The 26,499-nt window shown below is 68.6% G+C and carries 24 protein-coding genes; 3 read left to right on the top strand and 21 right to left on the bottom strand.

Translation table 11 applies throughout. The features are described from left to right. Positions 1-12: 12 nt before the first annotated feature. On the bottom strand, positions 13-2,712 hold the full coding sequence (locus tag AC1DFC_RS08970) for a bifunctional acetate--CoA ligase family protein/GNAT family N-acetyltransferase (RefSeq protein ID WP_478179021.1): 2,700 nt from the start codon (positions 2,710-2,712) through the stop codon (positions 13-15). 85 nt (positions 2,713-2,797) lie between these two features. Between AC1DFC_RS08970 and AC1DFC_RS08965 the strand changes: the two genes are divergently transcribed. Then, positions 2,798-3,292: an arsenate-mycothiol transferase ArsC gene (locus tag AC1DFC_RS08965; RefSeq protein WP_007832150.1), complete on the top strand. Its 495-nt coding sequence runs from the start codon at positions 2,798-2,800 to the stop codon at positions 3,290-3,292. A gap of 36 nt (positions 3,293-3,328) precedes the next feature. Here AC1DFC_RS08965 and AC1DFC_RS08960 read toward each other — a convergent pair whose 3' ends face one another. Continuing rightward, positions 3,329-3,535 (bottom strand): dodecin, encoded by a 207-nt coding sequence (locus AC1DFC_RS08960; protein ID WP_007832149.1) that lies wholly within the window; start codon positions 3,533-3,535, stop codon positions 3,329-3,331. A 95-nt stretch (positions 3,536-3,630) separates the two neighbouring features. Further along, positions 3,631-4,575: a LysR family transcriptional regulator gene (locus tag AC1DFC_RS08955; RefSeq protein ID WP_478179020.1), complete on the bottom strand. Its 945-nt coding sequence runs from the start codon at positions 4,573-4,575 to the stop codon at positions 3,631-3,633. A 72-nt stretch (positions 4,576-4,647) separates the two neighbouring features. Between AC1DFC_RS08955 and AC1DFC_RS08950 the strand changes: the two genes are divergently transcribed. Then, positions 4,648-5,781, top strand: coding sequence for a DSD1 family PLP-dependent enzyme (locus AC1DFC_RS08950; protein ID WP_478179019.1), 1,134 nt, complete (start codon positions 4,648-4,650; stop codon positions 5,779-5,781). A gap of 297 nt (positions 5,782-6,078) precedes the next feature. Here the strand turns inward: AC1DFC_RS08950 and AC1DFC_RS08945 are convergent, their stop codons facing one another. The 3 genes from AC1DFC_RS08945 to AC1DFC_RS08935 all read right to left on the bottom strand — a co-directional run bounded on the left by AC1DFC_RS08945 (position 6,079) and on the right by AC1DFC_RS08935 (position 8,218). Beyond that, entirely contained in the window at positions 6,079-6,426 is a 348-nt protein-coding gene (locus AC1DFC_RS08945) for a GFA family protein (RefSeq protein WP_413311811.1), read from the bottom strand. A gap of 53 nt (positions 6,427-6,479) precedes the next feature. Further along, positions 6,480-6,770 carry a DUF1330 domain-containing protein gene (locus AC1DFC_RS08940; RefSeq protein WP_056596913.1) on the bottom strand — a complete coding sequence of 97 codons (291 nt, stop codon included), beginning with the start codon at positions 6,768-6,770 and terminating at the stop codon, positions 6,480-6,482. Positions 6,771-6,883: 113 nt separating this feature from the next. Next, complete coding sequence (locus tag AC1DFC_RS08935; RefSeq protein ID WP_478179018.1) at positions 6,884-8,218, bottom strand: aminotransferase-like domain-containing protein; 1,335 nt, start codon at positions 8,216-8,218, stop codon at positions 6,884-6,886. A 96-nt stretch (positions 8,219-8,314) separates the two neighbouring features. On the opposite strand from AC1DFC_RS08935, the gene AC1DFC_RS08930 reads away from it, so the two are divergent. Further along, the gene (locus AC1DFC_RS08930; protein WP_478179017.1) at positions 8,315-8,917 is read left to right on the top strand and encodes a DJ-1/PfpI family protein; all 603 of its coding nucleotides are present in this window, start codon (positions 8,315-8,317) and stop codon (positions 8,915-8,917) included. Between the two features lie 26 nt (positions 8,918-8,943). Here AC1DFC_RS08930 and AC1DFC_RS08925 read toward each other — a convergent pair whose 3' ends face one another. The 15 genes from AC1DFC_RS08925 to AC1DFC_RS08855 form a co-directional block, all read right to left on the bottom strand. After that, positions 8,944-10,425, bottom strand: a complete 1,482-nt coding sequence (locus tag AC1DFC_RS08925; protein ID WP_478179016.1) for a mannose-1-phosphate guanylyltransferase/mannose-6-phosphate isomerase — start codon at positions 10,423-10,425, stop codon at positions 8,944-8,946. Between the two features lie 44 nt (positions 10,426-10,469). Beyond that, positions 10,470-11,246 (bottom strand): LuxR C-terminal-related transcriptional regulator, encoded by a 777-nt coding sequence (locus AC1DFC_RS08920; RefSeq protein ID WP_478179015.1) that lies wholly within the window; start codon positions 11,244-11,246, stop codon positions 10,470-10,472. Continuing rightward, positions 11,239-12,348: a UDP-glucose 4-epimerase GalE gene (galE, locus tag AC1DFC_RS08915; protein ID WP_478179014.1), complete on the bottom strand. Its 1,110-nt coding sequence runs from the start codon at positions 12,346-12,348 to the stop codon at positions 11,239-11,241. The genes AC1DFC_RS08920 and galE overlap by 8 nt, the downstream gene beginning before the upstream one ends. 30 nt (positions 12,349-12,378) lie before the next feature. Beyond that, a complete protein-coding gene (locus tag AC1DFC_RS08910; RefSeq protein WP_478179013.1) occupies positions 12,379-13,626 on the bottom strand; it encodes a WcaI family glycosyltransferase in 1,248 nt (415 codons plus the stop codon). Next, on the bottom strand, positions 13,623-14,882 hold the full coding sequence (locus AC1DFC_RS08905) for an MATE family efflux transporter (RefSeq protein WP_478179012.1): 1,260 nt from the start codon (positions 14,880-14,882) through the stop codon (positions 13,623-13,625). The genes AC1DFC_RS08910 and AC1DFC_RS08905 overlap by 4 nt, the downstream gene beginning before the upstream one ends. Before the next feature lie 13 nt (positions 14,883-14,895). Beyond that, on the bottom strand, positions 14,896-15,834 hold the full coding sequence (locus AC1DFC_RS08900; RefSeq protein ID WP_478179011.1) for a hypothetical protein: 939 nt from the start codon (positions 15,832-15,834) through the stop codon (positions 14,896-14,898). A gap of 45 nt (positions 15,835-15,879) precedes the next feature. Continuing rightward, a complete protein-coding gene (locus tag AC1DFC_RS08895; protein WP_478179010.1) occupies positions 15,880-16,809 on the bottom strand; it encodes a hypothetical protein in 930 nt (309 codons plus the stop codon). Between the two features lie 20 nt (positions 16,810-16,829). Beyond that, on the bottom strand, positions 16,830-17,906 hold the full coding sequence (locus AC1DFC_RS08890) for a glycosyltransferase (RefSeq protein ID WP_478179009.1): 1,077 nt from the start codon (positions 17,904-17,906) through the stop codon (positions 16,830-16,832). A 14-nt stretch (positions 17,907-17,920) separates the two neighbouring features. Then, on the bottom strand, positions 17,921-19,249 hold the full coding sequence (locus AC1DFC_RS08885; protein WP_413331760.1) for a hypothetical protein: 1,329 nt from the start codon (positions 19,247-19,249) through the stop codon (positions 17,921-17,923). Positions 19,250-19,292: 43 nt separating this feature from the next. Beyond that, a complete protein-coding gene (locus AC1DFC_RS08880; protein ID WP_042673190.1) occupies positions 19,293-20,288 on the bottom strand; it encodes a GDP-L-fucose synthase family protein in 996 nt (331 codons plus the stop codon). Positions 20,289-20,342: 54 nt separating this feature from the next. Then, complete coding sequence (locus AC1DFC_RS08875; protein ID WP_007832129.1) at positions 20,343-21,047, bottom strand: sugar transferase; 705 nt, start codon at positions 21,045-21,047, stop codon at positions 20,343-20,345. Continuing rightward, positions 21,044-23,368 carry a polysaccharide biosynthesis tyrosine autokinase gene (locus tag AC1DFC_RS08870; protein ID WP_413331761.1) on the bottom strand — a complete coding sequence of 775 codons (2,325 nt, stop codon included), beginning with the start codon at positions 23,366-23,368 and terminating at the stop codon, positions 21,044-21,046. Before AC1DFC_RS08870 ends, AC1DFC_RS08875 begins: the two co-directional genes overlap by 4 nt. 40 nt (positions 23,369-23,408) lie before the next feature. Beyond that, the gene (locus AC1DFC_RS08865; RefSeq protein ID WP_007832127.1) at positions 23,409-24,632 is read right to left on the bottom strand and encodes a polysaccharide biosynthesis/export family protein; all 1,224 of its coding nucleotides are present in this window, start codon (positions 24,630-24,632) and stop codon (positions 23,409-23,411) included. A gap of 72 nt (positions 24,633-24,704) precedes the next feature. Continuing rightward, the gene (locus AC1DFC_RS08860; protein ID WP_478179008.1) at positions 24,705-25,634 is read right to left on the bottom strand and encodes an alpha/beta hydrolase family protein; all 930 of its coding nucleotides are present in this window, start codon (positions 25,632-25,634) and stop codon (positions 24,705-24,707) included. Next, the gene (locus tag AC1DFC_RS08855; RefSeq protein ID WP_007832123.1) at positions 25,627-26,448 is read right to left on the bottom strand and encodes a serine aminopeptidase domain-containing protein; all 822 of its coding nucleotides are present in this window, start codon (positions 26,446-26,448) and stop codon (positions 25,627-25,629) included. The genes AC1DFC_RS08860 and AC1DFC_RS08855 overlap by 8 nt, the downstream gene beginning before the upstream one ends. Positions 26,449-26,499 lie beyond the last annotated feature (51 nt).

Below are 26,499 nucleotides of genomic sequence, written 5' to 3'. Positions count from 1 at the left end.
AGAAGGCGAGCCCTACAGCATGTAAGTCACGAGCTTGAAGTCCGGGTCCTCGGGGAAGGGCTTCACCGTGAAGCCCAGCCGCCGCACCAGCTTCAGCATGTCGGGGTTGTTGGCCAGCACCAGCCCGTCGATTTCCGCAAGGCCCTTGTCGCGCGCCACGTCGATGATGCTTTCCATCAGCCGCGAGCCGATGCCCTTGCCGCTGAACTCGTCGGCCACCACCAGCGAGAACTCGCAGCTGGTCTGGTCGGGGTTGGTGACGTAGCGCGACACCCCCACGATGTGCTCGCTCTCGAGCACGGTGCCTTCGGGCGACACGCTGCGCTCCAGCATCACCGCCACCAGCGCCATCTCGCGGTCGTAGTCGATCAGCGTGAAGCGCGACAGCATCGACGGCGGCAGTTCGTGGAAGCGCGAGACGAAGCGGAACCAGCGGCTCTCGGGCGACAGGCCCTGCACCAGCGCCTGCAGCATCTGGGCGTCGTTGGGGTGTACCGGCCGCACGATGTAGGTGCCGCCGCCGGTGCCCGGCAGGGGCCACTCGCGCCGGTAGCGCGCGGGGTACGGCATGATCGCCAGGTGCTGGTAGCCGTTGCCCAGGTGGCCCGCCGCCGCCTGCGTGCTGCTGCCGATCACGATGCGCGCATCGACGGACACCGCGCCCGACTCGTCCACGATGATCGGGTTGATGTCCATCTCGCGCAGCTCGGGCAGCTCGCACACCATTTCAGACACGCGCAGCAGCACGTCTTCGATCGCTTCCATGTTCACGGCACTCGCGCCGCGCCATTCACCCAGCGTCTGCGCCACGCGCGAGCGCTCGATGAGCCGGTGCGCGAGAAACTGGTTGAGCGGCGGCAGCTCCATCGCGCGGTCGTTCAGCAGCTCGATCATGGTGCCTCCCGCACCGAAGACGATGACCGGGCCGAAGGGTTCGTCGGTCACCATGCCCACGTAGATCTCGCGGCCGCGCCGCGCCCGCACCATCTTCTGCACGGTCACGCCGTTGATGCGCGCCTCGGGCGCGAGGCGGGCCACGCGCTCCATCATCTCGATGTAGGTGTCGCGCGCGCCGGTGCCGTTCATCACGTTGAGCGCGACGCCCTCGACGTCCGACTTGTGGGGGATGTCGGGCGAATCGATCTTCAGCGCCACCGGAAAGCCAAGCTGCGTCGCGATCATCATCGCCTCGCTGGCGCTGCGCGCGAGCATCGTGCGCGTGATCGGAATGTGGAAGGACGACAGCAGCGACTTCGATTCCATCTCCGTCAACACACGGCGCCGCTCGGCCAGCACGCTTTCGATCAGCAGGCGCGCGCCCTCGATGTCGGGCTTGGCCAGCGCCGACAGCGGCGGCGGCGTCTGCTGCAGCAACTGCTGGTTCTGGTAGAAGGCCGCGATGTTGCCGAAGGCGCCCACCGCAGCCTCTGGCGTGCGAAAGCTCGGGATGGTTGCCTCGGCCAGCACCGAGCGCGCCTTGCCGACGGAAGAGTCGCCCATCCAGCAGGCCAGCAGCGGCTTGTTCATCGGCCGCGGAATGTCCGCCAGCGCTTTTGCGGTGGCGGCCGCATCGGCGCCGGCCTTGGGCGAGAAGATGGCGAGCACGCCGTCGACCTGGCTGTCGGCCGAGGCTGCGTCGATGGCGGCGCGGTAGTGTGCGGGCAGGGCCTCTTCAGAAAGGTCGATCAGGTCGGCCAGCGAGGCGAGCGGGGGCAGGGCGGGCTGCAGCACTTTCTGCGCGGGTGCGGAGAGCTTGCCCAGGTCGAGCCCGATCTCGTTGATCCAGTCGGCCGCCAGCACACCGGGGCCGCCGCCGTTGGTGACCACCGCAAGCCGCTTGCCCACGGGGCGGTAGCGCGAGGCCAGGCACTTGGCGGCCGAGAACAGTTCGACGAAGGAACGCACGCGCACGGCGCCCGCGCGGCGCAAGGCGGAATCGAACACGTCGTCGCTGCCCACGATGGCCGCGCTGTGTGTCTGCGCGGCCTCGTTGCCCGCGGGCTTGCGGCCGGCCTTGAGCACCACCACCGGCTTGGCATGCGAGGCCGAACGCAGCGCGCTCATGAAGCGGCGCGCGTCGGCAATACCTTCGAGGTACACGATGATGCTGTGCGTGGCCTGGTCGTTGGCGAGGAAGTCGAGCACCTGCGGAATGTCGACCGAGGTGTGCGGGCCCAGCGACACCACGCTGGAAAAACCGACGCCGTTCTGCCGCGCCCAGTCGAGCATCGAGGCCGTGAGCGCACCCGATTGCGACACCAGTGCGAGCGGCCCCGGCTTGGCCAGCGGACCGGCCGCACTCGCATTCAGATGCAGCAGCGGCCGCTGGAAACCGAGCGAGTTCGGCCCCAGCAGATGCACCCCTTCGCGCTGCGCGATCTTGCGCCACTGAGCCGCCTGGTCCGCGCCGATGCCGCTCGAAAGAACCGCTGCCGCCGTGCAGCCGATGCGCCCTGCGATTTCAAGCGCGGCCGCCACGTCGCGCGGCGCCAGCGCGATCAGTGCGAGGTCGGCGTGGGTCTGGGCCAACTCTTCGAGCGTGCCCTTGGTGCGCACGTCCAGAAAGCGCAATGTGCCGTCGAAGCGGTCGGTGCGAAAGGCCTCGCGCAGCGTGTGGCCCGCCGGAGTCTGGCCGCCCGGATCGTCGGCGTGGCCGACGAAGGCCACGATGGAGGCGGGCGCGAAAAGCGGGTTCAGGAAATGCTTGTCCATGCCCCCAAGTCTGCACCGTTCGCCGGCCGTTGTGCAGTGCGGTGGTCAGGACGGATTCAGCGCGCTTGGCTATAGTCAAGGTTCCATGCAAAAACGTATCGGCGTGATCTTCGTCTCGCGACGAAATTCATTACGCAGCATCCTGGCCGAAGCGTGCCTCGCGCACCTGGACCCGAAGCGGTTCTCGGCATCTTCCTGCGGTCAACCCGGGCAGGTCGCCCGCGAGTTCCATCCCGCAGCCGTCGCCGCATTGAAGAGCACGAGCATCCCCGTGCCGCTGCGGCCGCCGCGCAGCTGGGACGAACTGGTGCGCGCGAATGCAGCGGCGGCAGACTTCGTCATCACGCTGGATGCGACCACCGAATCCCGCCAGCCGCCATGGCCCGGCCAGCCCGACGCGGCGTTGTGGGCCTACCCGGACGTGGCCGATGGCAGCGACCTCGACAAGATCGCGCACGACGCGATCCAGATGCTGTTCTCGCTGCGCCGCCGGCTGGAACTGCTCGTGAGCCTGCCGATACAAGGGGTGGATCGCTCGGCCGTGCGCTCCGACCTGCGGGACCTGGGGTACTTGCGCTAGTGGGCCTGCGCAGCGTGGCGCCCCGCGTCCGTCGCTTCACTCCAGCGTGAAGCCGATCTTCAGCGTCACTTGCCAGTGCGCCACCTTGCCGTCGACCACATGCCCACGTGTCTCGGTCACGGTGAACCACTGGATGTTGCGCACCGTCTCGTGCGCCTTGGCGATGGCCACCTGCACGGCATCTTCGATGCCCGTCGGCGAGGAGCCCGTCAGTTCGAGCGATTTGTAGACATGGTTGGACATGGGATCGGTCTCCTTCAGGTTGTTGGTTGGACAGCGGCGGCAAGGCGGCCGCAAAACATCGTAGTCCTGTTGCGGGCGGCAGTGGACGAATCCGGCTATCGATATGCGCCCAGCTGCTTTCCCGCAGCCCCGAAGCTCTCGACCAGGAACCCGACGACGGCCTGCACGCGCGCCGTGCGGCCCTTGCGGCTCGGTACCAGCAGCGTGACCGGTGCACTGTCGAACTGCCAGTCGGCCAGCACGCGCACCAGCGTGCCGCGCGCGACGGCGTCGGCCGCGTCCCATTCGGAACGCAGCACGAGGCCCATGCCTTGCTCGGCCCATTGCCGGGCCACGCCGCCATCGTTGGTGACGTAGGCGGGCGAGATGCGCAGCGTTTCCCGCGCGGCCGACCGCTTGCCCGATGACCCCGCTGCGCCTTTGGCCGGACGCACGTGCCACAGCGTCACGTCTTCGTCGTTCTCCCGGATGCAGATGCAGCCGTGCGCCAGCACATCGCGCGGTGCACGCGGCACGCCGTGCAGGCGCAGGTAGTCCGGGCTCGCGCACAGCCAGCGCTCGTTGGCGCTCAGCGTGCGCGCCACCCATGAAGAATCGCGCACCGTGCCGATGTGGATCACCGCGTCGGCGTCGTGCCGGTCGGGCCACGGGGTTTCGCGCAAGTCGAGCTGCACGCGCAGCCCCGGATGCAGCCGGGCGAAGCGCGCCAGCATTGGCGCGATGTACTGCCGGCCGTAGCCGAAGGGCGCGGCGATGCGCAGCGCGCCGGTGAGCCGCCGGTCGTCGCGCTGCATCGATTCGCGCAGGCCCTCGATCTGCCCGAGCAGCGCGGCGGCCTCGCGCGCGAAGCGCTCGCCTTCTGGCGTGAGGCCCAGCCGCCGTGCGGTGCGGGTGGCGAGCGACAGGCCCAACGCGGCTTCGAGCTTGCGCAGCCGCATCGACAGCGCGGGTGGCGTCACGTCGAGCGCGCGGGCCGCCGCGCTCAGTGAGGGTTCGCGCAAAAGGGCGGCGGCGAGCTGCATGTCCTCGATCTGGATCATTAACTTCTGCTTAACGATTGATGACCGTGCATTGAAGCACAGGCACGGCCTTGAAACGTACAGTCGGTGGCCATGAGTACCCTTTCCACCATCGACACACCCGCCGCCCTCATCGAACAGGCGCGCATGCAGCACAACATCGCGCGCATGCAGCAGCGCATGAACGAGCTCGGCGTGCGCTTTCGCCCGCACGTGAAGACCAGCAAATGCATCGACGTTGCCAAGGCGCAGCGCGACGCGGGCGCGCAGGGCATCACCGTTTCTACGCTGAAGGAGGCCGAGCAGTTCTTCGCCGGGGGCTTCACCGACATCCTCTATGCCGTCGGCATGGCGCCGCACCGGCTGCCGCATGCGCTGGACCTGCGCCGGCGAGGCTGTGCGCTCGGCATCATCACCGACAGCGTGGAATCGGCGCGGGCGATTGCCGCGTTCGGCCGCGCGAACGGCGAAGTGTTCGACGTGCTGATCGAGGTCGACACCGACGGCCACCGCAGCGGCATCCGCCCCGAGGAAGACGCGCTGCTCGACGTGGCACACGCGCTGCACGACGGCGGCATGCGCCTTGGCGGCGTGATGACCCATGCCGGCTCCAGCTACGAGCTGGACACGCCAGAAGCCCTGAGGGCGATGGCCGAACAGGAGCGCTCGGGCTGCGTGCGCGCCGCACAGCGTCTGCGCGGCGCGGGCCTGCCATGTCCCGCGGTCAGCGTCGGCTCCACGCCCACGGCGCTGATGGCCCAGGCGCTCGATGGCGTGACCGAGGTGCGGGCCGGCGTGTACGTGTTCTTCGACCTCGTGATGCGCAACATCGGCGTGTGCACCGAGGCCGACATTGCCTTGAGCGTGCTCACCACGGTGATTGGCCACCAGGCCGAAAAAGGCTGGGCCATCGTCGACGCGGGCTGGATGGCCATGAGCCGCGACCGCGGCACGCAGAAGCAGAAGCGCGACTTCGGTTACGGGCAGGTCTGCGGTATCGACGGCAAGGTGCTGGATGGCTACGTGCTCAGCGGTGCCAACCAGGAGCACGGCATCCTCTCGCGCGAAGGCACGCCGGACGCGGACATCGCGGCGCGCTTTCCCGTCGGCACGCGGCTGCGCATTCTGCCGAACCACGCCTGCGCGACGGGCGCCCAGTTTCCCGAATATCACGCGCTGTCGGAAGAGGGCGCGCTGAAGACCTGGGGACGGCTCCACGGTTGGTGACGCGGGCGTTGCGGAGCGGGCAAGGAAGGCATCACCTCCGCTCACCGCCTGGATGAACGATCGCTGCGCCTCGCAGCGGGTCATCGGTGCGCATGCATCGATGCGAACGCGAGGCAAAAAGGCGACGGCTGGGGTGCGGAAACACCCCAGTCGTCTGACCAAGTGAAGTGCAACACCTCGGCAAGGACGCGCAACGTCGCCCAGTTCCGCTCTGCTCACCGAGATTGCACCCTTTCCATCCCTCGTTCCTGTTGTGAGTGCGAATGGCTTTGACGGAGTTGCAGCAAGGGGCCGGGTTTACTTCGAACGTCCGTCGAAATGCTGTACCGGCACCGCCTCAAGGTCGATGCCCTCGAGGCAGCGGATGTTGATGGCCGCCATCTTGTTGCCCTTGGGATCGGTGCCTTCGCCGAAGGGATGGATGCCGCAGACCGGGCAGAAGCGATGCGAGATCACGTGCTTGTTGAACATGTAGTTGCTCATGTCCTCGGCTGGCGTCTTCAGCCTGAGCCGGTCGTGCGGCACGAACCACAACAACGACCCCTTGCGCTGGCACATCGAGCAGTTGCATGCCATTGCCCCTTGGATGTCGCCCTCGACTTCGAAAGCGATCCGGCCACAGTGACAGCTGCCTTGGTAGTTCATCGGTCCTCCAGAAGAAAATTCGCGCATTCCGCGCCCGCCTTGCCGGGGATTGCTCACACCCCTTCGATGATCCGCAGATCCCGTTCGGCACCGTCGCCCAGTGCAGCCAGCGCCGCTTGGTAGTCGGGGCTGTCATGAACGGATCTTGCATGATCGATGCTGTCGAATTCGACCAACACGGTGCGCTGGGCCAGTCCGAATTCGTAGACCTGGGCCGGCAGCCCTCGCGCCAGAAAGCGTCCGCCACCGGCGGTGATTGCCGGGCCGGCCAGCTTTGCGTAGGCCGCAAGTTTGTCGGCGTCCTTGATGGCACGGTATGCACTGACCCAGTAGGCTTTTGCCATGGTGATTTCTCTCAGGTTGGGGAGCAGGCAATATAGCTTGCGATGGCTCCTCGCCACCACTCGCCGGCATGGACACCCCCGATGAAACGGCTGTGTCGCCTCTGCAGGCACTCTCAGAAGGACTGTTCCGCAATCACCCGGCGCACCGTCCGCAATGCACTGCGCAGGCTGTCCAACCCGACGGAGCCGAGCGCCAGCCGCAGCGCATGCGGCACGTGCTGCGAGGCGGCAAAAGGCTCCGCCGTCGACACCGACACGCCATCGCGCATCAGCGCCGCCGCGACGCGGTCGGCGCGCGTTTCTTCCGGCAAGGGCAGCCAGACGAAGTACGACGCCGGGTGGCGCACGCAGCGCAGCCCGGCGAGCGCGTCGCCGGCAATGGCCTGCCGCGTCGCGGCGTCGTGCCGTTTCTCGGATTCGAGCCGGCCGACGGTGCCGTCCTCCAGCCACGCGCAGGCGATTGCCGTGGTCACGCCGGGGTTGCACCAGGTCGTGGCCCGGATCGACCGTTCGATCTTCGGCACCCAGGCTTCCGGGGCCACGACGAAGCCCACGCGCAGCCCGGTCGCCACGCTCTTGGACAAGCCCGAGACGTACACCGTCGTCTCCGGTGCCAGCGTCGCCAGCGGGGGAGGCGGGTCGTCGGCCAGAAAGGCGTAGGCCGCGTCTTCGATGACGAGCAGGCCGTGCCGCCGCGCGATGGCGGCCAGGCGGCGGCGCCGGCTCGCACTCATCACCCAGCCGAGCGGGTTGTGCAAGGTCGGCATGGTGTAGACGGCCCGCACGCGGCGCTGCGTGCACAGGCGCTCCAGCGCGTCAAGGTCGGGTCCCTGGCCGGATGCCGGAATGGGTGCCAGCTCCAGCCGCTGCGCCTCGGCGAGCACCTTGAAGCCCGGGTAGGTGAGGGCATCGACCGCGATCACGTCGCCCGGCTGCAGCAGCGCCATGACCGTCACTGCCAACCCGTGCTGCGCGCCGTCGACGATCAGCACCCTCGACGGTTCGGCCGCCAGCCCGCGCGACTCGAGGTGCCGCGCAACGCGGGCGCGTTCGTGCATCCGGCCGCCATGGGGCGCATAGCGCAGCATCGCTTCCAGTTCGCCGCCGGCGGCAAGCTGGCGCAATGCGCCGCGCAGCAGCTCGGCCTGTCCGGGCAGCGAGGGGTAGTTGAAGTTCAGGTCCACCAGGCCCGCGGCCACGGCCTGCTGGTCGATACCCAGTCCGCGAGGCCGCACGGTCTCGCGCACGAAGGTGCCGCGGCCGACCTCGCCGCTGACCAGCCCCATGGCCTCGAGCTCCGCATAGACGCGCGATGCAGTGACCAGCGCCAGCCCGTGGCGTTCGGCCAGCCGCCGGTGCGTGGGCAGGCGGGTGCCGGGCTGCAGGCGCCCCGCGCGGATCTCGGCAGCGAGTTGATCGACCAGTTGCTTGTAGCGGGCTTCGGCCATCGCGGGATGTATCCATGACAATTTTTTGATTGTATTGATCGTCTCTCCTACGATGGGCGCGCCCCCTTCTTCCAACGCACGAACTCCACGGACACCATGCACATCGCGATCCTTACCTTCGACGGCTTCAATGAACTTGATTCGCTCATCGCGCTCGGCGTCCTCAACCGGGTCAAGAAGCCGGACTGGCGCGTGAGCCTGTGCTGCCCGACGGCGGAAGTCACGTCGATGAACGGCGTGACTGTTCGTGCGCAGTCCCTGCTCGAAGACGTGCGCCATGCGGATGCGGTCGTCGTCGGCAGCGGCATGCGGACGCGCGATGTCGTCGCCAGTCCCGAGCTGATGGGGCGCCTCGCGCTCGATCCGGCGCGCCAGCTGATCGCGGCCCAGTGCTCGGGCACGTTGATCCTGGCAAAGCTGGGCCTCGTGGGCAGCGTGCCGGCCTGCACCGACCTGACCACCAAGCCGTGGGTGCAGGAGGCGGGGGTGGAAGTGCTGAACCAGCCCTTTTATGCGCGCGGCAATGTCGCCACCGCGGGCGGCTGCCTTGCTTCTCCCTATCTGGCCGGCTGGATCATCGCCCGCACCGAGGGGCTCGAAGCCGCCACCGCGGCGCTTCACTACGTCGCCCCCGTGGGCGAGAAGGAAGCCTACGTTGCCAATGCGCTGAAGAACATCACGCCGTACCTGCCCCGATGACATTCGGGTTCGGCTGAACGCGGAATTCAGTGGTCCACGGGCGCCTGCAGCACCGCGGTCGCGCCCGATCCGGCCGACGCGTCCGCCAGTATCCTGGCCGGCCCGCAGCGGCCGTAGGTGTCGTCGAAGCGCACGATGTCGTCCTCGCCCAGGTAGCCGCCGGTCTGCACCTCGATCACCTCGAGCACGGTCTTGCCCGGGTTCTCCAGCCGGTGGATCGCTCCCGAGGGCAGGTAGATCGATTCGTTCTCTCGCACCAGCGTGACTTCGCCGTTGCAGGTGGCCCGCGCCGTGCCCTGCACGACGATCCAGTGCTCCGCGCGGTGGTGGTGCATCTGCAGCGACAGCTTGCCGCCGGGCTTGACGGTCAGGCGCTTGACCTGGAAGCGCTCGCCCAGATCGATGCTGTCGTACGCGCCCCAGGGCCGCACCACGCGGCGGTGCTGGGTGGCCTCGGCGCAGCCTTCCCGCACGAGCTTGCGCACGACGTCAGCCACCTGCTCGGCGCAGCCCACGCCGGCCACCAGCACGGCGTCGGGCGTGTCCACGATGATCAGGTCTTCGGTGCCCAGCGCCACCACCGGCCGGTGCGGCGCGTGGATGAAGGTGTTGCGCGAATTCAGCGCGCTGGCCTTGCCGCTCAGGCGGTTGCCCGCATCGTCCGCCGGATGCAGGCTGGCAACCGCGTTCCAGCTGCCGACGTCGCTCCAGGCGCCTTCGAATTTCACGACCGCGATGTCCTTGTGCTTTTCGAGCACGGCGTAGTCGATGCTGTCGGCGCGGCAGCCCTCGAAGGCAACGGGCTCCAGCCGCAGAAAGCTGCCGTCGGCAGCCACCGCGGCGGTGGCATGTTCGCAGGCCTGGAGGATGTCGGGCGCGTGCTCGCGCAGCGCCGCGACCAGCGTGCGCGCCTGCACGAGGAAGATGCCCGCGTTCCAGCTGTAGCCGCCGTGCAGGATCAGTGTTTCGGCCACCGCCGCCGTCGGCTTTTCCACAAAGCGCGCGACGGCCTGGCTGCGCCCGTCGGCCGAGGGCTCGCCGGCCTCGATGTAGCCGTAGGCGGTGCTCGGAAAACTCGGCACCACGCCGAAGGTGACGATCTTGCCGGCCAGTGCTGCCTTGACGCCGGTGCGCACGGTGCGGGCGAACAGCGCGGTGTCTGGAATGTGGTGGTCGGCCGGCGCGAACAGCAGCAGGTCGCCGGGATCGGCCAGCAGCGCGGCCGAGGCCATGGCCGCGGCGGTGTTGCGCGCCACCGGCTCCAGGATCTGCCGGCCCGTGGCATTGGCGTTCTCCAGCGTTTCCTTCACCAGGAAGCGATGGTCTTCCGACGTGATGCAGGTGATGTCGCGGTTCAGCACCGACAGTCGTTCGAGCGTGAGGTGCAGCAGGCTCTTGCCGCCGACCAGCGGCGCGAACTGCTTGGGCAGCGCCTTGCGCGACAGCGGCCACAGCCGCGTGCCGCTGCCGCCGCACAGAACCACGGGATGGATGAGAGGGGTTGTCATGATGGCCTGCCTGCGTTTCTTTTTGAGGGAGTGGGAAGAGGGCTTCAGATCAGCCCTGAGTACGCCGCGTAGCTCACGGCCTGCGCACGCGAATGCACGTGCAGTTTCTTGTAGATGTTCTTGATGTGCGCGTTGACGGTCTGGCCCGAGATGCCGAGCTTGGTGCCGATCTCGTCGGTGACGTGGCCGCGCGCCACGCAGCGCAGGATCTCGCACTCGCGGGCCGTCAGCGTCGCCTCGCGTGCGGGCGGCTCCACCGACGGCGGCATGTTGCCGGGCCGATGGATCAGTCGCGAGAGCAGCCGCCGCGCCAGCCGCGGCGTGATGGCCGCGCCACCGTTGACCACCTGCAGCACGGCCTGGGAAAAGCTCTGCAGCCAGGCGTCCTTCAGCAGGTAGCCGGTGGCGCCCAGTTCGAAGGCATGCAGCACGTGCGCCTCGTCCTCCATCGCGGAAATCACGATGATCTCTCCCGCGCGGTGGAGCTCGCGGGCCTCCTGGATCAGCTCGAAGCCGCTGCCGTCGCCCAGCCGCAGGTCGATCATCAACACGTCGAACTCGTGCGTGACCAGCAGCCGGCGGCCGTCGCGCAGGCTGCCGGCCTGGCCTTCGAGCTGGATGCGCAGGTCCGACAGCAGTTCCTGCGCGATGACCCGGCGCATGAACTCGTCGTCGTCGACGAGCAGCACGCGCACCGGCGCGTTTTCCTGCCCCCTCAGGAAACCGGGCCATAGCGGCGCGGCGGGCGCGCAGACACCCGGTGGATACCCCGAGCGGCCAGCGGCCTGCTCGCCAGGAGATGAGGATGCGTTTTCAGGCATGGCTGTGTCCCGGTTTGGAGTTGATGCTCGTGCTGGTGTTGTCCTGGAAGCGCGGCAGGCCCGAGGCATGGGCCGGTGCCGGGTCGTCGAAACCATGCGGATTCGCAGCCTGCCAGCGCCAGCTGTCCGCGCACATCTGGTCGAGGTCGCGGCGCGCGCGCCAGCCGAAGGCCTGCCAGGCGCCGCGCGCATCGGCCCAGTAGGCGGGTGCGTCTCCTGGTCGGCGCGGCCCGATGCGCAGCGCGATGCGGCGGCCGCTCGCGCGCTCGAAGGCCGACACCACCTCCAGCACCGAAGCGCCGCGGCCGGTGCCGAGATTGGCCATGAGAATGCCGGGCCGGCGGGCCACGTGGCGCAGCGCCGCCACGTGGCCCTCGGCCACGTCCATCACGTGCACGTAGTCGCGCACGCCGGTGCCGTCGACGGTGTCGTAGTCGGCGCCATGCACCACGAGCCATTCGCGCTGGCCGGCCGCGACCTGCGCGATGTAGGGCATCAGGTTGTTGGGCGGCCCGTGCGGCCGCTCGCCGAGCAGTCCGCTTTCGTGCGCGCCGATGGGGTTGAAGTAGCGCAGGCAGGCGATGCTCCAGCGCGCGTCGGCCCGCGCCAGGTCGGCCAGCAAGCTTTCCACCATTGCCTTGGTGCGGCCGTAGGGGTTCACCGCAGCGTACGGCGCGCTTTCCGCGATCGGCGAGGGCTGCGAGTCGCCGTACACCGTGGCCGACGAGGAAAACACCAGCGTGCGCACGCCGGTCCGGTCCATGGCCTGCACCAGCGCCAGCGTGCCGGCGAGGTTGACGTCGTAGTAGCTCACCGGGTCGACCATCGATTCGCCGACCGCCTTCAGGCCGGCGAGATGCACCACCGCTGCGACGTCGTACGCCGCGAACACCCGGTCGAGCGCCACCGCGTCGCGCACGTCGCCGCACACGAGGACGGGCTCGACGCCCGTGATGCACGCCACCCGCTGCAGCGAACGCGCGTCGCTGTTGACGAGCGTGTCGAGCACCACCGGCAGGTAGCCCGCCGCGATCAGCGCCACGCAGGTATGGCTGCCGATGAATCCGGCGCCGCCGGTCACGAGAATTCTGGGTGCGCGCATGGTCGTGGTCCTGGTGTGCGGCGCGTTTCGTCAGCGCGCGATGCAGCGCTGCAGTTCCTCTTCGAGGCGCAGCAGGATGGTGTCGCGGTCCAGCTCTTCCTCCGCGAAGCGGCGGCCGGCCGAGCCCAGCAGATCGCGCGTCGCGGGCGACATGGAGAGCTGTTCGATGGCATCGGCCAGCGCTGCCGCGTCGCCAGGCTCGACCACCACGCCGCGGCCCCACACGGCCTCGCTGAGCGCGGTGCCGGCGTGCGCGGTGACGATCACGGCGCGGCCGCTCGCGAACATGCCGCCGAGCTTCGACGGCATGACGAGGTCCGCGGCATCGGCGCGCTGGGGCAGCACGTGGATGTCGGCCATGCCCAGCAGTTCGTTGAATCGCTCGGCCGGCTGCAGGTCGAGAAAATGCGTGTTGGCCAGCCGGACGCAGGCGTCCATCAGCGAAGCGCGGCTCGGTCCGTTGCCGCAGAACACGAAGTGGATGCCGTGCGAGCAGACCAGCAGGCGCGCCGCCTCGGCCAGCAGCTCGATGCCCTGCTTGCTGCCGAGGCTGCCCGCATAGAGCACCACCACTGCGTCGGCCGGAATGTTCAGCTCGGCCCGATAGCCCTGCGGCGGCACGCCTTCGGCCACCGCCGGCCTTGCGACAGGCTGGATGGCCTCCACGTCGACCCAGTTCGGAAACAGCACCAGTTGGGCCTCGTCCACGCCTTTTTCCAGGGCTTTGGTGCACATCGCTGAAGAGATGCTCGACACCCGGTCGAACCGCTGCATCAGCCAGCACTCGGCCGCCAGCGCGAAGCGCCGCACCCGTTCGCCGCGTATCCAGCCCAGGCCGAATGCCGCGTCCACCTCGTAGTCCTGGATGTGCAGCCACGACCGGATGCCGAGCAGCTTCGCAAAGCACAGGGCGGCCGGCGTGCAGGAAATGGGCGGTTCCACGACGAACACCACGTCGGGCTTCCAGCGCAGTTGCGCCAGCAGCGACGGAATGCTCGACAGCGTGAAGGACAGCAGGTGCCCGATGCGCCCCAGCGCACGGGGCTTCGACGGTACCCAGGTGGGCGCGCGCCAGACCGTGACACCGTTCCAGCCAGTCTTGCGCCAGCTCCACGCCGAGTAGCCCTCGAACACCGACCATTGCGGAAAGAAGGGCGGCGACGCAATCACCCGCACCTCGTGTCCGCGGCCGTGCAGCCACTCAGCCATCTCGCCCGAGTACTTGCCGATGCCGGCCAGCTCGGGCGCGAAGTTCATCGAGTAGAGGAGGATCTTCACGATGCCTGCCTCCGCGCCAGCAGGCGCAGCAGGGGGAAGAAGCCGAAATGCAGGCGCATGCGTGTTTCGTACAGCGCGAGGTCGGTCGCACAGGCGATGAAGAACACGTAGTGCGGCTTGCCCGGAAACATCGCCGCCACCGCGACGTAGGACGCCAGCCGCAGGGCAACCTCCAGCAGCGCCCACCGGCCGAGCGACCCCATCGAGGTCTTCAGCGAGAGCACCATTTCGTGATGGATCGTGTAGGTGCGCAGCAGGAAGTACGGCGCAATGCACAGGAAGATGGAGCGCGCCTCGTTGCCCAGCTTGAGCAGCGGCGCAGCCACCGAGATGAGGGCGGCCAGCCCGACGAAGAGCCCGCAGCCCAGCAGGAAGGAATACTTCGCGAGGCGCAGCTTTTCCGCGGAGAAGTTGTGCGCATCCGTCTCCAGCATCGCGGGTGTCTTCGTCACGAGAAAAGCCTGCACGAACTGCGACGGCGCCTCGGCCAGCAGGAAGGCGATCTTGAAGGCCCCCACGTAGCCGAGCGGCATGAAGTACGCCACGATGAGCAGGTCCGATTTGCGCAGCAGGAACATGAGCAGCGAGTACATCGTTGCGCCGGCCTGCGACGCCAGCCCGAGCGCAGCCCGCCCGGCCGGTGGCGCCGCGCCGCTGCCCGGCAGGCCGATGGCCAGGCAAACCACCACCACGGCGAACAGGTTGATGAGCAGCAGGTGTGCCACGCCCAGCTCGAAGCGCACCGCCACGCAGAGGCCCACGCCGACGACCAGGATGGTCGAGCGGATGCCGGTCTCCAGGTTGAGCAGCCCTGCGTGGCCGAGGCCGCGGCTGAACGAGAGGCGCAGGCTGTTGAACGCGAAGACCGCCAGCGTGGCAATCACGAGCAGGAAGGGCGCGTCGCCCACCGGCATGTGCTGCACCGTGAGGATCACGGTCGCCAGCATCGCGGCCAGCGGCAGCCCGATGGCCAGCGTGCGCACCACGTCGCCGCGCGTGACGCCCGGCGGTACGGTGGCCGCATTGCGCGAGAACAGCAGCGAGCTGCCCAGCGTGCCCACCACCAGCGCCACTTCCATGACCGACTGGTAGATGGAGTACTCGCCGAAGCGCGCCGGGGAAATGCTCGCCGCCATCAGGAAGATGGCCAGGAAACCCGACAGGTACACATACAGCCGCGAAGCCAGCGCGCCCACGCCCGAAAGCCAGGCCATGCGGGCGCCGGGCAGTGCGAGTTGCGGGCTGAAGTGCTTCATGGCGCAGGCCGGTTCACGGTTGCTTGCTGGCCGAGGCGCGGGGCGCGCGGCGCGGGTCGAAGACCCGGCGCGCGAACGCCGCGGCCCGGAACGCATTGTTCCTGGCGCGGCGTGCCATCTGCAGCACGAAGGTCACGACCGCCACGGCGTACGTGTGGCCGCGCAGTGCGTAGGGCATGGCCATCTTGGCGCTGCCCTGGAAGTGCAGCGCCACCACGCGCGTCATGTCGCCGGTGGTGCTCGTCAACCAGGCCTTGCCCTCGCGGTACGCGATGCGCTTGGCGCCGCCCAGGACCTTGAACTCCCGCTGCAGCTGGTTGTGCATGCCGTTGATGTTGTGGTCGATGACGGTGCCGTTGAGCACGCGGTTGATGGGCGCGTCGTTGCCCGTGGCGTGGGCCCAGAGGTAGAGCAGTGTCATGTCCGACACGCCGCCGCGCACGCCCCGCGCGGCAAAGCGCGCGGCAATCTCGCGCAGCTTCCTGCGTCCCGACGGGGTGGCGTAGCAGTCGAGCACGTAGGCCACGAACTGGCGCAGGCCGTTCGCGGTCCAGTAGCTCACGTGCGGCGAGATCTGGCAGTGGTTCCAGCCGTCCGAGGTCTGCATGCAGGAACCCGAGAAATCGGCCTTGCCCGCGAGCCGGGCGACATGCGGCCCGGCCCCCTGGAAGAGCAGCACGTCGCTGTCGATCAGCGTGAACTCGCGCACTTCCGGGTTGGATTCCAGAAACTGCGCTAGAAGAAAGTAGCGCCGGAAGCAGATCTTCTCGAACTCGGGCGAGTTGCTCGACAGATGCACGTACGACCGGCAGAAGCGTTCGTAGGCCGGGCCGGCGTCGGTGCTTGAGAGCACGAAAAGCGGCTCGCCGGCCAGCGCGGCCGATTCGCGGCACAGCGCGAGCGTCTTGTTCTGGCGGTCTTCCACGACGATGAAGGGCAAGGATGGATTCATGGCTCTTGTTTGAGGGGTGAGGGGACGTGACAGCACTCGTTGAATTCAGGGGGTGCGCGCCGTGACGCTCTTCATCAGCGCGACATGCGCGGGAAGAAAACGGCCGGTGGCATCGATGGGCATGTCCAGCGTGAAGAGGCCGCGCGCGGCGGCCGCTTCCGAGATCCAGTTGCGCAGCTGCGTGGCCGAGAAGCGCGCCGGCGCCTCGCGGCCCCACGAGGCACTCAGCGGCGTGAGCACGTGGAGCGCCAGCTCCGACGGCGGGGCCGAGAGACGCGCGGGCGGCTGCATGTACTCGCCGGCCATCAGGTTCTGGCAGGGCGCCGATTTCGCGCTGAAGTGCTCCGCGCCTTCCCCCGCGTTGAAGGCCAGCCAGCGGTTGCCCCCGCCCGCGCGGGCTGCGCTGCACAGCAGCTCCCAGCCGGCCGGCGTGATGCCCTTCGTGTTGTAGGTGCCGTCGAACCACCAGCCGCTCACGAGCGAGCCGTAGCGTTCCGACCAGTCGCGGATCACGCTCGACCAGGCGGCGATGAAGCGCGCGGGCGGCGGCTCCTGTTCGGACACGTCGCCCAGGCATTCCATCAGCGCGCGGTCGCCCTGCGGCGCGCGGAACGGCAGGTAGAGGATCAGCGCAATGCCGCGGCTGCGAAGCGCCTGGCCGATTTCCATCGGCAGGTCGCGCGGCGAACGGTTGCCTGCGCTGGCCGGGCAGAGCGCTTCGAGCGCGGCATTGGGCGCGATGTACTGGCCGTTGTTCTGCCCGAGCGTCAGGATCAGGTGCGAGGCACGCATGTCCGCCAGAGCCGACGCGAAGGCTTCGACGTCGAAGCGCCCGATCTCGCTGATCGACTGCTTGTCGGGCAGGTAATGCACCATCACGCCGAAGCCCGGCACCGGGCCGCCCGCAGGCTGCGCACGGCCGGCCAGCGGCAGTGCCGCCAGCTGGAACAACAGCAGCGCCGCGAGAAATCGCATGGCGCGGAGCGGCCGCTTCGTCATGGCAGGGCCCTGGCGAGCGACAGCGTGCCGCGCTTGAGCATCAGGTAGCGGCCCGCGATGGTGGCGGGCGCGCAGGCGGCGGCATGCGCCCATACCGGATGCGTGCGTTCGTGGTGGGCGAGGTGCTTGGCGAGCCGGAAGGGGTCGCTGGAAGCGCTCCCCACGAAGAAGCCGTAGCCCTCGAACAACTCGCGGTGCACCGGAATGTCCGACAGCAGCAGCGGCACGCCCAGCGTCGCCGCTTCGGCCGCCGAGAGGTTGAAGCCCTCGAAGGTGGACAGCGAGATGAAAGCGGTGGCGCCCTGGTAGAGCCGCAGCAGTTCGTCGCGCGACACCAGCCCCCGGTGCCGCACGAAGCCGCGCACCTCGGGCGCCAGCGCGGCCACCATGCGCTCGACCTCGGCCGCGCCGTTGCCGGTGATGTCGAGGTAGTCGACGAGGCCGGCGCGCCGCATGCGCTCGAACAGCGTGAGGATGCCGCCGAAGTTCTTGTGCGGGTAGTAGTGGTAGGCGGCGATGAGGTAGCGCTCGTTCGGTGTCGCGGCGGGCGTCGCGGCGACCCGGGGCGCGTCCACCGGGTTGAAGATGACTGTCGAATGCTCGCAGCGGCCGAAGTGGCGCTCGAAGTCGCGCTGGCTGCTGCGGCTGATGAAGACCACGTCCGCCGCGCTGCGTGCCGCGCGCCACAGGCTCCAGTCCAGGAAGAGGCGCTTGCTGCGCTTGAAGTACTGCGGGTAGGCCTTGTACTGCAGGTCGTGGACGATGACGATCGAATGGCGGTGCCGCCCGAAAAGCGTGACCGGCAGGAAGTAGTTGGGAAAGAACGAGTACAGCCGCTCGCCCGTCAACAGCGTGCGCAGGCAGTGGAAGTTGTAGAGCAGCGTGTCGAGGATGAAGCGGTTGATCTTCAGGCGCTGCGCCAGGGCGAACAGGCGCGGATGCCGCTCGCTCACCGGCTCGACCCGGTCGTCCTGCGACAGCCGCATGTGGCGAAGCAGCACCTCGGACACATTGAGCACGCCGCCGGCCGCCTTGTTGAGCCGCACGGTGTCGTAGTAGAGGTAGATGGCCATGGCGATGCCCCTCTTCATGCGCTCGGAAGGCCATGCCGCACGGCGCGCGGAAGCGGGCGACGGGCGCGGGAACTCAGGGCGCCGGCAATGAGAGCGGCGATCAGGCCCGAAGCCGCGAACGGCCCCCAGCCCAGGATCGGGCCGCGCATGAACGGCACGTAGGCCGCGAGCAGCACCAGCGCCGACAGGTAGGCGCCCGACAGCGGCCGGTTCGGATCGATGGCGCGGTCGACCATGCGAAAGCCCGCCGAGATCGCAAAGCCGAACAGCGCCGGCCCCGCCAGGCCGAAGTCGAAGTACGCCGTGGTGAAGGGCGGCAGCGACAAGTTGCTTTGGGAGAAGTTGCCGAGGATGGCCGACCAGCCGAGCGGGTCGAAGTCGGGAAACATCTTCAGGTCGCGCGGCAGGAAGAAAGAGAACGCCGAGAGCAGGTAGCGGCCCCAGCCGAGGTCCGGAATGGGCGCGCGCTCCAGGATGCCCGCGACAACGAACATGGCGTCGAAGTCCTGGCTGAACGGGAAGGTCGTGAGCTCCTCGCCCCACATGCTGCCGCGCGAGATCAGGTTCAGCACCGGGCCCAGGCCGGCGATGGAGCCGAAGGTCACCCCTGCGAGCAGCCAGCGCCGGCCGCGCCCCAGCCCATGGATGAGCAGCGGCAGCAGCCCGATCAGCAGGACCTGCCGCGCCGTGTTCACCGGGTTGGCCGCGGCCAGCGCCAGGCCGAACGCCAGGCCCGCCGCGCACCAGGACCACAGCGTGCGGCGGCGCACCGCGTGGATGACCAGCGCCACGAAGCACAGCAGAACCACCAGCTTGGGCAGCGTCGAATAGAAGATGTAATCGATCGGCACGTTGTCTTCACCGCCGCCGGCACCGCCCACGACGCCGCGCGCCACGAAGTTGAGCTCGGGCCTGATGAACAGCGAGGCGAAGGCGGCCAGCGAGCAGCTCAGCAACAGAAGAAGAGGGTGGGCCACGCCGATCAGCCGCCGGTCGTGGGCCCCCGGCAGGTGCTCGGGCGCGTCGGGCACGCCCAGCCGCGCGGCCTCCACGCCGGCCATGTACAGCAACAGGAGCATCAGCGCCTGGGTGTACGCGTCCGTGCGCATGACGCCGGCCTCCCAGAACTCGACGTCCTGCGAAATCTGCATCGCCGGCGCGATCGAGAAGTAGGTGAGGATCGTCGCGTAGTGGATCAGCAGGAACACGCTGCCGCCGGAGGAACCCAGCATCGAGAGCTGGATCAGCGACAGCGCGAACACCGCCGCATAGCCCCACACCGGATCGACCAGGCCGCACAGCATGGCGCAGACGATGCCGGACCAGAAGGAGAGGGTTCGCATGGCGGGCCTGCCGTGGGTGGGTCGATGGATGGGTTGGAGCGGTTCAGGCGTGCACGTGCGCCTGGACCGGGTTGCTTTCCTCGAGCGGCCGGGGCGCCTTCTGGTAGTCGGCGTAGGTGCGGCGAAGCCCCTCTGCCAGCGGCACGGTCGCGTGCCAGCCGAGGCTGGCGGCGCGCGACACGTCCAGCAGCTTTCTCGGCGCGCCGTCGGGCTGCGCGAGGTCGTAGCGGATGCTGCCGGTGTAGCCCACGACTTCGCTGATCAGCTCGGTGAGCTCGGCGATCGAGACGTCTTCGCCGGTGCCGAGGTTGATGTGCCCGCGCATCGCGTCGGTCTGCCGGTCGTAGTCGGCGCGCGACAGGTTCATCACCTCGAGGCAGCCTTCGACCATGTCGTCGACGTACAGGAACTCGCGCCGTGCGCGCCCGCTGCCCCAGATCAGCACGCTGGGCGCGTTGCTGATCTTGGCCAGGTGGAAGCGCTGGATCAGCGCCGGCACCACGTGGCTGTTCTCCAGGTGGTAGTTGTCGCCGGGGCCGTACAGGTTGGTCGGCATCACGCTGCGGTAGTCGATGCCGTGGCTGGCCCCGTACTGGCGGTTGTAGCTCTCGCACAGCTTGAGGCCCGCGATCTTGGCGATCGCATAGGGCTCGTTGGTGGGTTCGAGCTTGCCGTTGAGCAGGTACTCCTCGCGGATCGGCTGCTCGGCCATGCGCGGGTAGATGCAGCTGGAGCCGAGGAACAGCAGCCGCTTCACGCCCGACACGAAGGCCTGGTGCGTGACGTTGGTGGCGATCGTCAGGTTCTCGTAGATGAACTGCGCGGGATAGGTCATGTTGGCGTGGATGCCGCCGACCTTGGCGGCTGCCAGGTAGACCTGGTCGATCTGCTCCGTCGCGAAGAAACGGGCCACTGCCGCCTGGTCGAGGAGGTCGAGTTCGCTGTGGGTTCGTGTCACCACGTCGTGGCCCAGTTCGCGCAGCCGCCTTGCCGTCGCCTGACCCACCAAGCCGCGATGACCTGCAACAAAGATTCGCATATGAGCTTTCGTGAAGGGGTTGATGAAGTTCGAGGGAGACGGAATCGAAGCCGGCTACCGGGACCCGCGTGCGCCGGCGACCACGCCGAAGGTCTTCAGCAGGATCACGAAGTCGCGCCACAGCGACAGGTGGGCCACGTATTCCGCGTCCATCGCCGCGCGCCGGCGGTAGCTGATCTCGTTGCGCCCGCTGATCTGCCACAGGCCCGTGATGCCCGGGCGCACGGCGCGGTAGTGGTCCCAGTACTCGCCATACAGGTCCTTCTGCGCGAACATGCAGGGGCGCGGTCCCACCATGCTCATGTCGCCCTTGAGCACGTTCCAGAACTGCGGGAACTCGTCGATGCTGTACTTGCGAAGGAAGGCACCGAAGCGGGTGATGCGCGGGTCGTTCTGCAGCTTCTGGTACACGGCCCATTCGCGCCGCGCGGCCTCGTTGTTGCGCAGGTGACGTGCCAGCACCGCGTCGGCATTGGCCACCATCGAGCGGAACTTGTAGAACTTGAAGACGCGGCCATCCTTGCCGTAGCGCGGCTGCATGTAGATGGCCGGGCCGCCCGAGGTGTAGAGCACGCCCAGCCAGATGAGCGCGTAGGCCCAGCCGAAGAACAGGAAGAACGAGCCGGCCATCAGGATGTCGGCCGCACGCTTGGCGCGGCGCAGCGAGGGCGTGCCGCCCAGCGGCCCGTACGCGGCCGTGTTGGCCGCCGTGCCACCGGCGCTTCGCCCGGTGGAGGATGTCGATCGCAGTGTGTTCATGATTCTGCGTGCTCCGGCTGGATGCGCTTGGGCATGACGGTGTCGGCCGTGTCCAGCGCGTAGGGGGGGTCGCGGCGGGTCGGGGCATAGGCGTAGTAGCCGTAGCTGTAGCTACGGGAGTGGCGCTTCGAGGCGTCGACCGCGTTGAACACCGCGCCGTGGAAGGCCGCGCCCACGTGAGCCAGCCGCTTGGCGCTTTCCACCAGCTCGCCGAGCTCGCTCTCGTCGGCGCGGGCCACGAGCAGCACCGTGCCCATGCTCGGCGCCATCGCGGCGGTCTCGGACGCGAGCAGGACGGGAGGACCATCGACGATCACGACGTCGTAGCGCGCGGACAGCGTCGACAGCGTGTGCGCGAAGGCGTCGCTGGTCATCATGGATGCGGGGTCCGGACGCAGGGTGCCCGCGGCCATCACGTCCAGATGCGGCAGCACATGTTGGTGAATGGCGTCCTCGAGCGGCACGCCACCGGCGATGACGTCGGCCAGGCCCTCCTTGCTCTGCAGGCCGAACTCCTGGCTCAGCTTGCCGCGGCGCAGGTCGGCGTCGATCAGCAGCACGCGCTGGCCCGACGCGGCCAGCAGCGTGGCGAAGTTCGACGACACGAAGGTCTTGCCCGCACCGGCCGTGGCGCTCGATATCAGCACCCGGTTGTTGGGTGCTCCCATCGTCACGAACTTCAGCGCAGTGCGCAGCCGGCGCAGGCCCTCGAGCGCTGGGTCTTCCACGTGCAGCGCCGCCAGCACCTTGATGCCGGGCTTGCCTTTGCGAACGGCGCGGTCGAGCACGCGCTGCTGGGTGCTCATCGGGATCGAGGTGTACACCTGCACGCCGGTAACGGCCTCGATGTCGCCGGGGTTGCCGATGGAGCGCTTCAGGTTCTTGCGGGCCATCGCCGCGGCGCCGCCGAGGAACAGGCCGCCCGCCAGCGCCAGCGCGACGACGATCAGCGGCTTCGGCCGTACCGGCTTCTCGGCCAGCAGCGCCAGGTCGAGCACGCGCACGTTGGCAACCTTGCCTTCCTTGGCCAGCCGCATCTGCAGCGAGCTGTTCAGCAGCGTGGCGTAGAGGTCGGTGTTGACCTTGATATCGCGCTGCATGCGCAGCGAGTTCTGCTGCAGCATGGGCATGCGGCGGATGCGGCCGTCAACCGAGCCGAGCTCCTTCTTGAGCGATGCGATCTGCGCGTCCAGCGTCTTCAGGTCGGGGTGCGCGGCGGTGAAGCGGCTTGCCAGGTCCAGCCGCTTCTGCTTCGCATCGAGCAGCTTGGCCTGCAGGTCCACGTTCTGCGACAGGGCATTGCGGGCCTCGTCGTCCAGGCTGATGGTGCCGTTCTGGTTGCGGTACTGGTTGTAGGCGTCTTCCGACTGCTCCAGCTGCTGCTTGAACTTGGGCAGCTCGGTGCCCAGGAAGGCCAGCGCGCGCTCGGCCTGCACCGTCTTCTGGTCGATGTTCTGGCGCAGGTAGAGGCGCGAGATCTCGTTGAGCACGTCGGCCAGCTGGGCGCGGTTCGGGGCCTGCAGGCTGACGTCAATCACGCCGGACTGCTTGCCTTTCTCGACCACGCGCAGGTCTTTCTGAAGGCCCAGCAGGGTGAGCTGCTTCGAGTAGCGCACCAGCTCGAAGGCGCCGCCGGGCCGGGCTTCGAAGGAGCCCACCAGCAGGTGCAGGGTGCCGCCGGGCACGGAGGCCTCCAGCGGCACGCCGGCCGTGCCCTTCAGCGGCGTTTCCAGGTCCGGGTTGGTCAGCGTGTAGTTGCCTTCGCTGCCCGCGATCAGCGTGAACTTCTTGCCCTCGAAAGCGCTCGGCACATCCATCTGCGCGACGGCGATCCGCTCGGTGCCCGAGACGAAATTGCCATATCCGAACACGCCGGGGCTGGAGAGCTGGCTCGAATGCCGGGCGATGAACTCGCCCACCACCGGTATGTAGCGCGGCTTCGCGCTGATGTACAGCCGCGTGTTCTCCATCGCCTGTCCCAGCACCATGCGCGACCTCAGGATCTCGGTCTCGCCGGCGGTCGGCGTCTTCACGCTGATGCCCCCGCCGCCGTTGGCGTCACCGGGAAAGTTGCCGCCGGAGCGGTCGGGGTCTTCCACCTGGATCAGGATGTTGGCCTCGTACATGCGCGGGCCGAACAGCGCGTAGCCCACGCCCACCAGCAGCGCCAGCGCGGCGATGGAGGCAATCAGCCAGCGGCTGTCGATCAGGATGTCGAGGTACTCGTGGAACCGGGACTCCCGGGGCCAGGCCGTGGTCTCGATCACCGTCATGGGGGAAGCCGCAGGTGCGGGAAGCGAAGGTTGCCAGCGCGCGTTCATGGGGTTCACCTTTTCGTGTTGCGAGGGCGAGGCTGCGTGCTTACCGGCGAGCGGTGTCGCGGCCGAGGTTGACGACCTGGGCGGACGGCAGGATCAGGCTGATGACGCGGTTCCAGGTGACCAGCGGCACGTGGTCGACGTACACCACGTCGCGCGGCTGCAGCTCGAAGCGGTCGGCCAGCGCCAGCGCTGCCGGGTTCCTCGCGTTGAGGTTGAAGATCTGCTGCGTGTCGAGGTTGTCGGGCGCGTTGCGCACCACGTAGATCTGCCCCGTGCTGGCCGACAGCAAGTCGGGGCCGCCGGCATCGCCCAGCGCCTCGTTGAGGCTCAGGCGGCCGTTGTTGCGCATCAGCAGCGCGCCGGGGCCGCGCACCTCGCCCATCACGAAGACCCGGCTGTCGTCGCGGGAGCCGACATTCACCACATCGCCGTTGCGCAGCGCGATGCTGTTGCCGTCCAGGCCCATGGACTGGAGCATCGGCAGGTCGATCACCGTCGAGACGCCGCCGCGCGTCAGCGTGACCCGCGAACGGTCGCCGCTCTGCGTGAAGCTGCCGGCGCGGCCGATGGCTTCGGACAGCGTCATCGGCACGTCGGTGAAGATCTGCAGGCCGGGCGTGCGCACCTCGCCCTGCACGTAGGCGCGCTGGCTGCGGAACGACTGGATGCGCACCGAGACCTGCGGCTCCTTGATGTAGGTCCCGATGCGCCGCGCGACCAGCTCGGACGCGCCGCTTTCGGTCAGGCCCTGCAGCTTGACACGCCCAATGAACGGAAAGCTGATCTCACCCTTGGCGTCGACGATGAAGCCGGGCGCCACGGCAACGCCGGTCGGGTCGGTCTGCTGCGCGATCACCGCGCCGGCGTTGGGCAGCAGTTCCGGGTGGTTGTAGACGATGATGCCGACCACGTCTCCGGGCCCGATGGTGTAGACCGGCGGCGCGGCCAGCAGGCGCTTCATGCCGTCGGGCGTGGTCTTGGGCCTTTGCGCCATCTGCGAGCGGATCAGGTCGGGCGTGATCGGAATGACCTTGCCGCTGTCGGCCGAGGCGGTGCTGTCGCCCGTGGTGCTGGTGAAGCCGAGCGGTCCCACGCCGCCGAAGCCCGGCGCGCAGCCGGAGAGCAGGACCAGTCCCAGCGACAGCAGCAGGCACAGGCCCAGCCATCGCAGCCGGCCATCGACCTGTGCCGGTGCCAGAGCGCGGGCTCTGGCTGGAAGGGCGCGTGCGCCGCATGTCTGCGTCGCTGGATCGGGGCGTTGCATGGTGATCTCCTTGACGGCCGGTTGACGGTGGGTGGATGGGGAACGACTGGGTGAAAGGGGCTGAGCCGTGCGTCAGGGCGCGGCCAGGGTGGCGGGCATGGCCCGGTCGGCGCCAGCCGCCATCGGACGGTTCTGGCTGCGGCGCTCGGTGCTTGCGCCGAAGCAGCGATCGGCGACCCAGTCGCCGACGGACTGGAGGAACAGCCGCTGTCCCTGTTCCGTGCAGACGGTGTGGTCGGCTTCGGCGATGAATTCGTACTGCAGCGCCTGCGTGAAGGGCTGGCGGGCGAAGGCGCCGAGCTGGTCGCGGCCGTGGTCGCAGACGTGCAGCGACCCCGAATACAGCAACTGCACCGCCACCTGGCGTTCGACGAGGCGCCGCAGGGTGGCGCCGAACCAGGCCGCATTGACCTCGGGTGTGCGCTTCTCCGCGAAGAAGCCCGGCAGAGGCGTCGTCGAATGGCTGGGCAGGAGGTGGCGCTGGAGCCAGCGTTTGGCCTTGCCTGGGAAGGACGGGTGCGCGGGCGCGGCCAGCGCGCGGCGCACGTTGCGCTCCCAGCGGGCGCGCCGCTCCGGGAAGGCGAAGCCGTCGAACAGCGAAAGCGCCACCACGCGCGGGTCGGCCGCGGCTGCCAGCATCGCATGCTCGACACCCGAGCACATGCCGACGATCACGAACTGCCGGGCGCCCAGCATGCGTTCGCTGGCGTCCATGGCGGCCCGCAGGCTGTGCACGGCACGGGCCTGCAGATCGGGCGAAGTGTCGAGCGCATCGCTGTCGCCGATGCCGCCGAGGTCGAAGCGCAGGCTGCTCACGCCGCGCGCGGCCAGCACATGCGCCAGCTTCACGTTGATGCGGCGCGGCCCGACGCGGTGGTTGGCGCCCATGTTGAACATGAGGCAGGCGACGTCGCCCGGCGCCTGCTGCGCGGGCGCGGTGAGCATGCCCATCAGCGCGTTGCCCGGGCCGAAGCACACCGGTGTCTGTGTCGCGTCATTCATGGAGAGCCCCCTGGAGGCGGTTGAGCGCGTCGGCCGGAACCATCGCGCTGTTGGGGTAGGGGTCGGAGGTCCAGTCGAGCTGGTGCCGGAAGTACGCAAGGCGAACCGGCATGTGGCGCGACTGCTGGTCGGCGGCCCATTGCGCGGTGCGTTCGTCGTCCGGCTCGGCCAGTACCAGCGTGTCGTGCAGCGCCGTGAGCGGCAGCGATTCGGGAACCAGCGCCGCCAGCTGCGCGCGCAGCGCGGGCGAGAGCACCGTGCCGAGGGCTTCCTCGGGCACGGCATCGGGCTCCTGCGCCAGGCTGCGGTGCCAGGCCCGGTCGGGGATGCAGAAGGTGGTGTCGATGGCGGCCACGTGCTGTTCGCGCAGCAGCCGCGCATAGCGGCGCCCGTCGATCACCGGCTCCCACAGCACCAGCCGCACCGGGTCGCAGCGTCCGCCGCGCGCGGCCAGCACGGCCAGGGTGGCGCCGAGCCGGGCGCCGACCCACACGATGGCAGCGCCCGGCGCGCGGCGTCGCAGTTCCTCGTGCGCCGAGCACAGGTCTCGGCGCCAGCCGTCGAGTTCGCCCTCGTTCTCGTCGCCCGGCGAATCGCCCGAGCCATAGAAGTCGAAGCGCAGCGTGGCGATGCCGTTTCGCGAGAGACGCTCGGCCAGCACCTTGAAGAAGCGATGGGTGCGCAGGCCCTCCTGCCCGAACGGTGGACACAGGAGCACGGCGGTGTTCTCGGCACGGTCTTCCTCGGCCGGATGGAACACGCCGAAGATCTGGCGCGAGGCCGGCCCGAACATGAGTGGCGTGAACCGAGTCATTGGATAACCTCCGCGCTACGCGCTGCGGTATTCGCCTTGAGAACGGTTCGG

Source organism: Variovorax sp. 10L421 (assembly GCF_056395365.1).
The sequence above is the reverse complement of the archived record's forward strand: the minus strand, read 5'-3'. Positions and strand labels throughout refer to the sequence as shown.

Bases quoted from the DNA above. Each gene is read 5' to 3' on its own strand.
- AC1DFC_RS08925 (WP_478179016.1), bottom strand. From the start codon at position 10,425: ATGACAACCCCTCTCATCCATCCCGTGGTTCTGTGCGGCGGCAGCGGC.
- AC1DFC_RS08970 (WP_478179021.1), bottom strand. From the start codon at position 2,712: ATGGACAAGCATTTCCTGAACCCGCTTTTCGCGCCCGCCTCCATCGTG.
- AC1DFC_RS08885 (WP_413331760.1), bottom strand. From the start codon at position 19,249: ATGCGAACCCTCTCCTTCTGGTCCGGCATCGTCTGCGCCATGCTGTGC.
- AC1DFC_RS08950 (WP_478179019.1), top strand. From the start codon at position 4,648: ATGAGTACCCTTTCCACCATCGACACACCCGCCGCCCTCATCGAACAG.
- AC1DFC_RS08920 (WP_478179015.1), bottom strand. From the start codon at position 11,246: ATGCCTGAAAACGCATCCTCATCTCCTGGCGAGCAGGCCGCTGGCCGC.
- AC1DFC_RS08870 (WP_413331761.1), bottom strand. From the start codon at position 23,368: ATGAACGCGCGCTGGCAACCTTCGCTTCCCGCACCTGCGGCTTCCCCC.
- AC1DFC_RS08935 (WP_478179018.1), bottom strand. From the start codon at position 8,218: ATGGCCGAAGCCCGCTACAAGCAACTGGTCGATCAACTCGCTGCCGAG.
- AC1DFC_RS08965 (WP_007832150.1), top strand. From the start codon at position 2,798: ATGCAAAAACGTATCGGCGTGATCTTCGTCTCGCGACGAAATTCATTA.
- AC1DFC_RS08860 (WP_478179008.1), bottom strand. From the start codon at position 25,634: ATGAATGACGCGACACAGACACCGGTGTGCTTCGGCCCGGGCAACGCG.
- AC1DFC_RS08875 (WP_007832129.1), bottom strand. From the start codon at position 21,047: ATGAACACACTGCGATCGACATCCTCCACCGGGCGAAGCGCCGGTGGC.
- AC1DFC_RS08890 (WP_478179009.1), bottom strand. From the start codon at position 17,906: ATGGCCATCTACCTCTACTACGACACCGTGCGGCTCAACAAGGCGGCC.
- AC1DFC_RS08880 (WP_042673190.1), bottom strand. From the start codon at position 20,288: ATGCGAATCTTTGTTGCAGGTCATCGCGGCTTGGTGGGTCAGGCGACG.
- AC1DFC_RS08955 (WP_478179020.1), bottom strand. From the start codon at position 4,575: ATGATCCAGATCGAGGACATGCAGCTCGCCGCCGCCCTTTTGCGCGAA.
- AC1DFC_RS08960 (WP_007832149.1), bottom strand. From the start codon at position 3,535: ATGTCCAACCATGTCTACAAATCGCTCGAACTGACGGGCTCCTCGCCG.
- AC1DFC_RS08855 (WP_007832123.1), bottom strand. From the start codon at position 26,448: ATGACTCGGTTCACGCCACTCATGTTCGGGCCGGCCTCGCGCCAGATC.
- AC1DFC_RS08865 (WP_007832127.1), bottom strand. From the start codon at position 24,632: ATGCAACGCCCCGATCCAGCGACGCAGACATGCGGCGCACGCGCCCTT.
- AC1DFC_RS08945 (WP_413311811.1), bottom strand. From the start codon at position 6,426: ATGAACTACCAAGGCAGCTGTCACTGTGGCCGGATCGCTTTCGAAGTC.
- AC1DFC_RS08940 (WP_056596913.1), bottom strand. From the start codon at position 6,770: ATGGCAAAAGCCTACTGGGTCAGTGCATACCGTGCCATCAAGGACGCC.
- AC1DFC_RS08930 (WP_478179017.1), top strand. From the start codon at position 8,315: ATGCACATCGCGATCCTTACCTTCGACGGCTTCAATGAACTTGATTCG.
- AC1DFC_RS08900 (WP_478179011.1), bottom strand. From the start codon at position 15,834: ATGAATCCATCCTTGCCCTTCATCGTCGTGGAAGACCGCCAGAACAAG.
- AC1DFC_RS08905 (WP_478179012.1), bottom strand. From the start codon at position 14,882: ATGAAGCACTTCAGCCCGCAACTCGCACTGCCCGGCGCCCGCATGGCC.
- AC1DFC_RS08895 (WP_478179010.1), bottom strand. From the start codon at position 16,809: ATGCGATTTCTCGCGGCGCTGCTGTTGTTCCAGCTGGCGGCACTGCCG.
- galE (WP_478179014.1), bottom strand. From the start codon at position 12,348: ATGCGCGCACCCAGAATTCTCGTGACCGGCGGCGCCGGATTCATCGGC.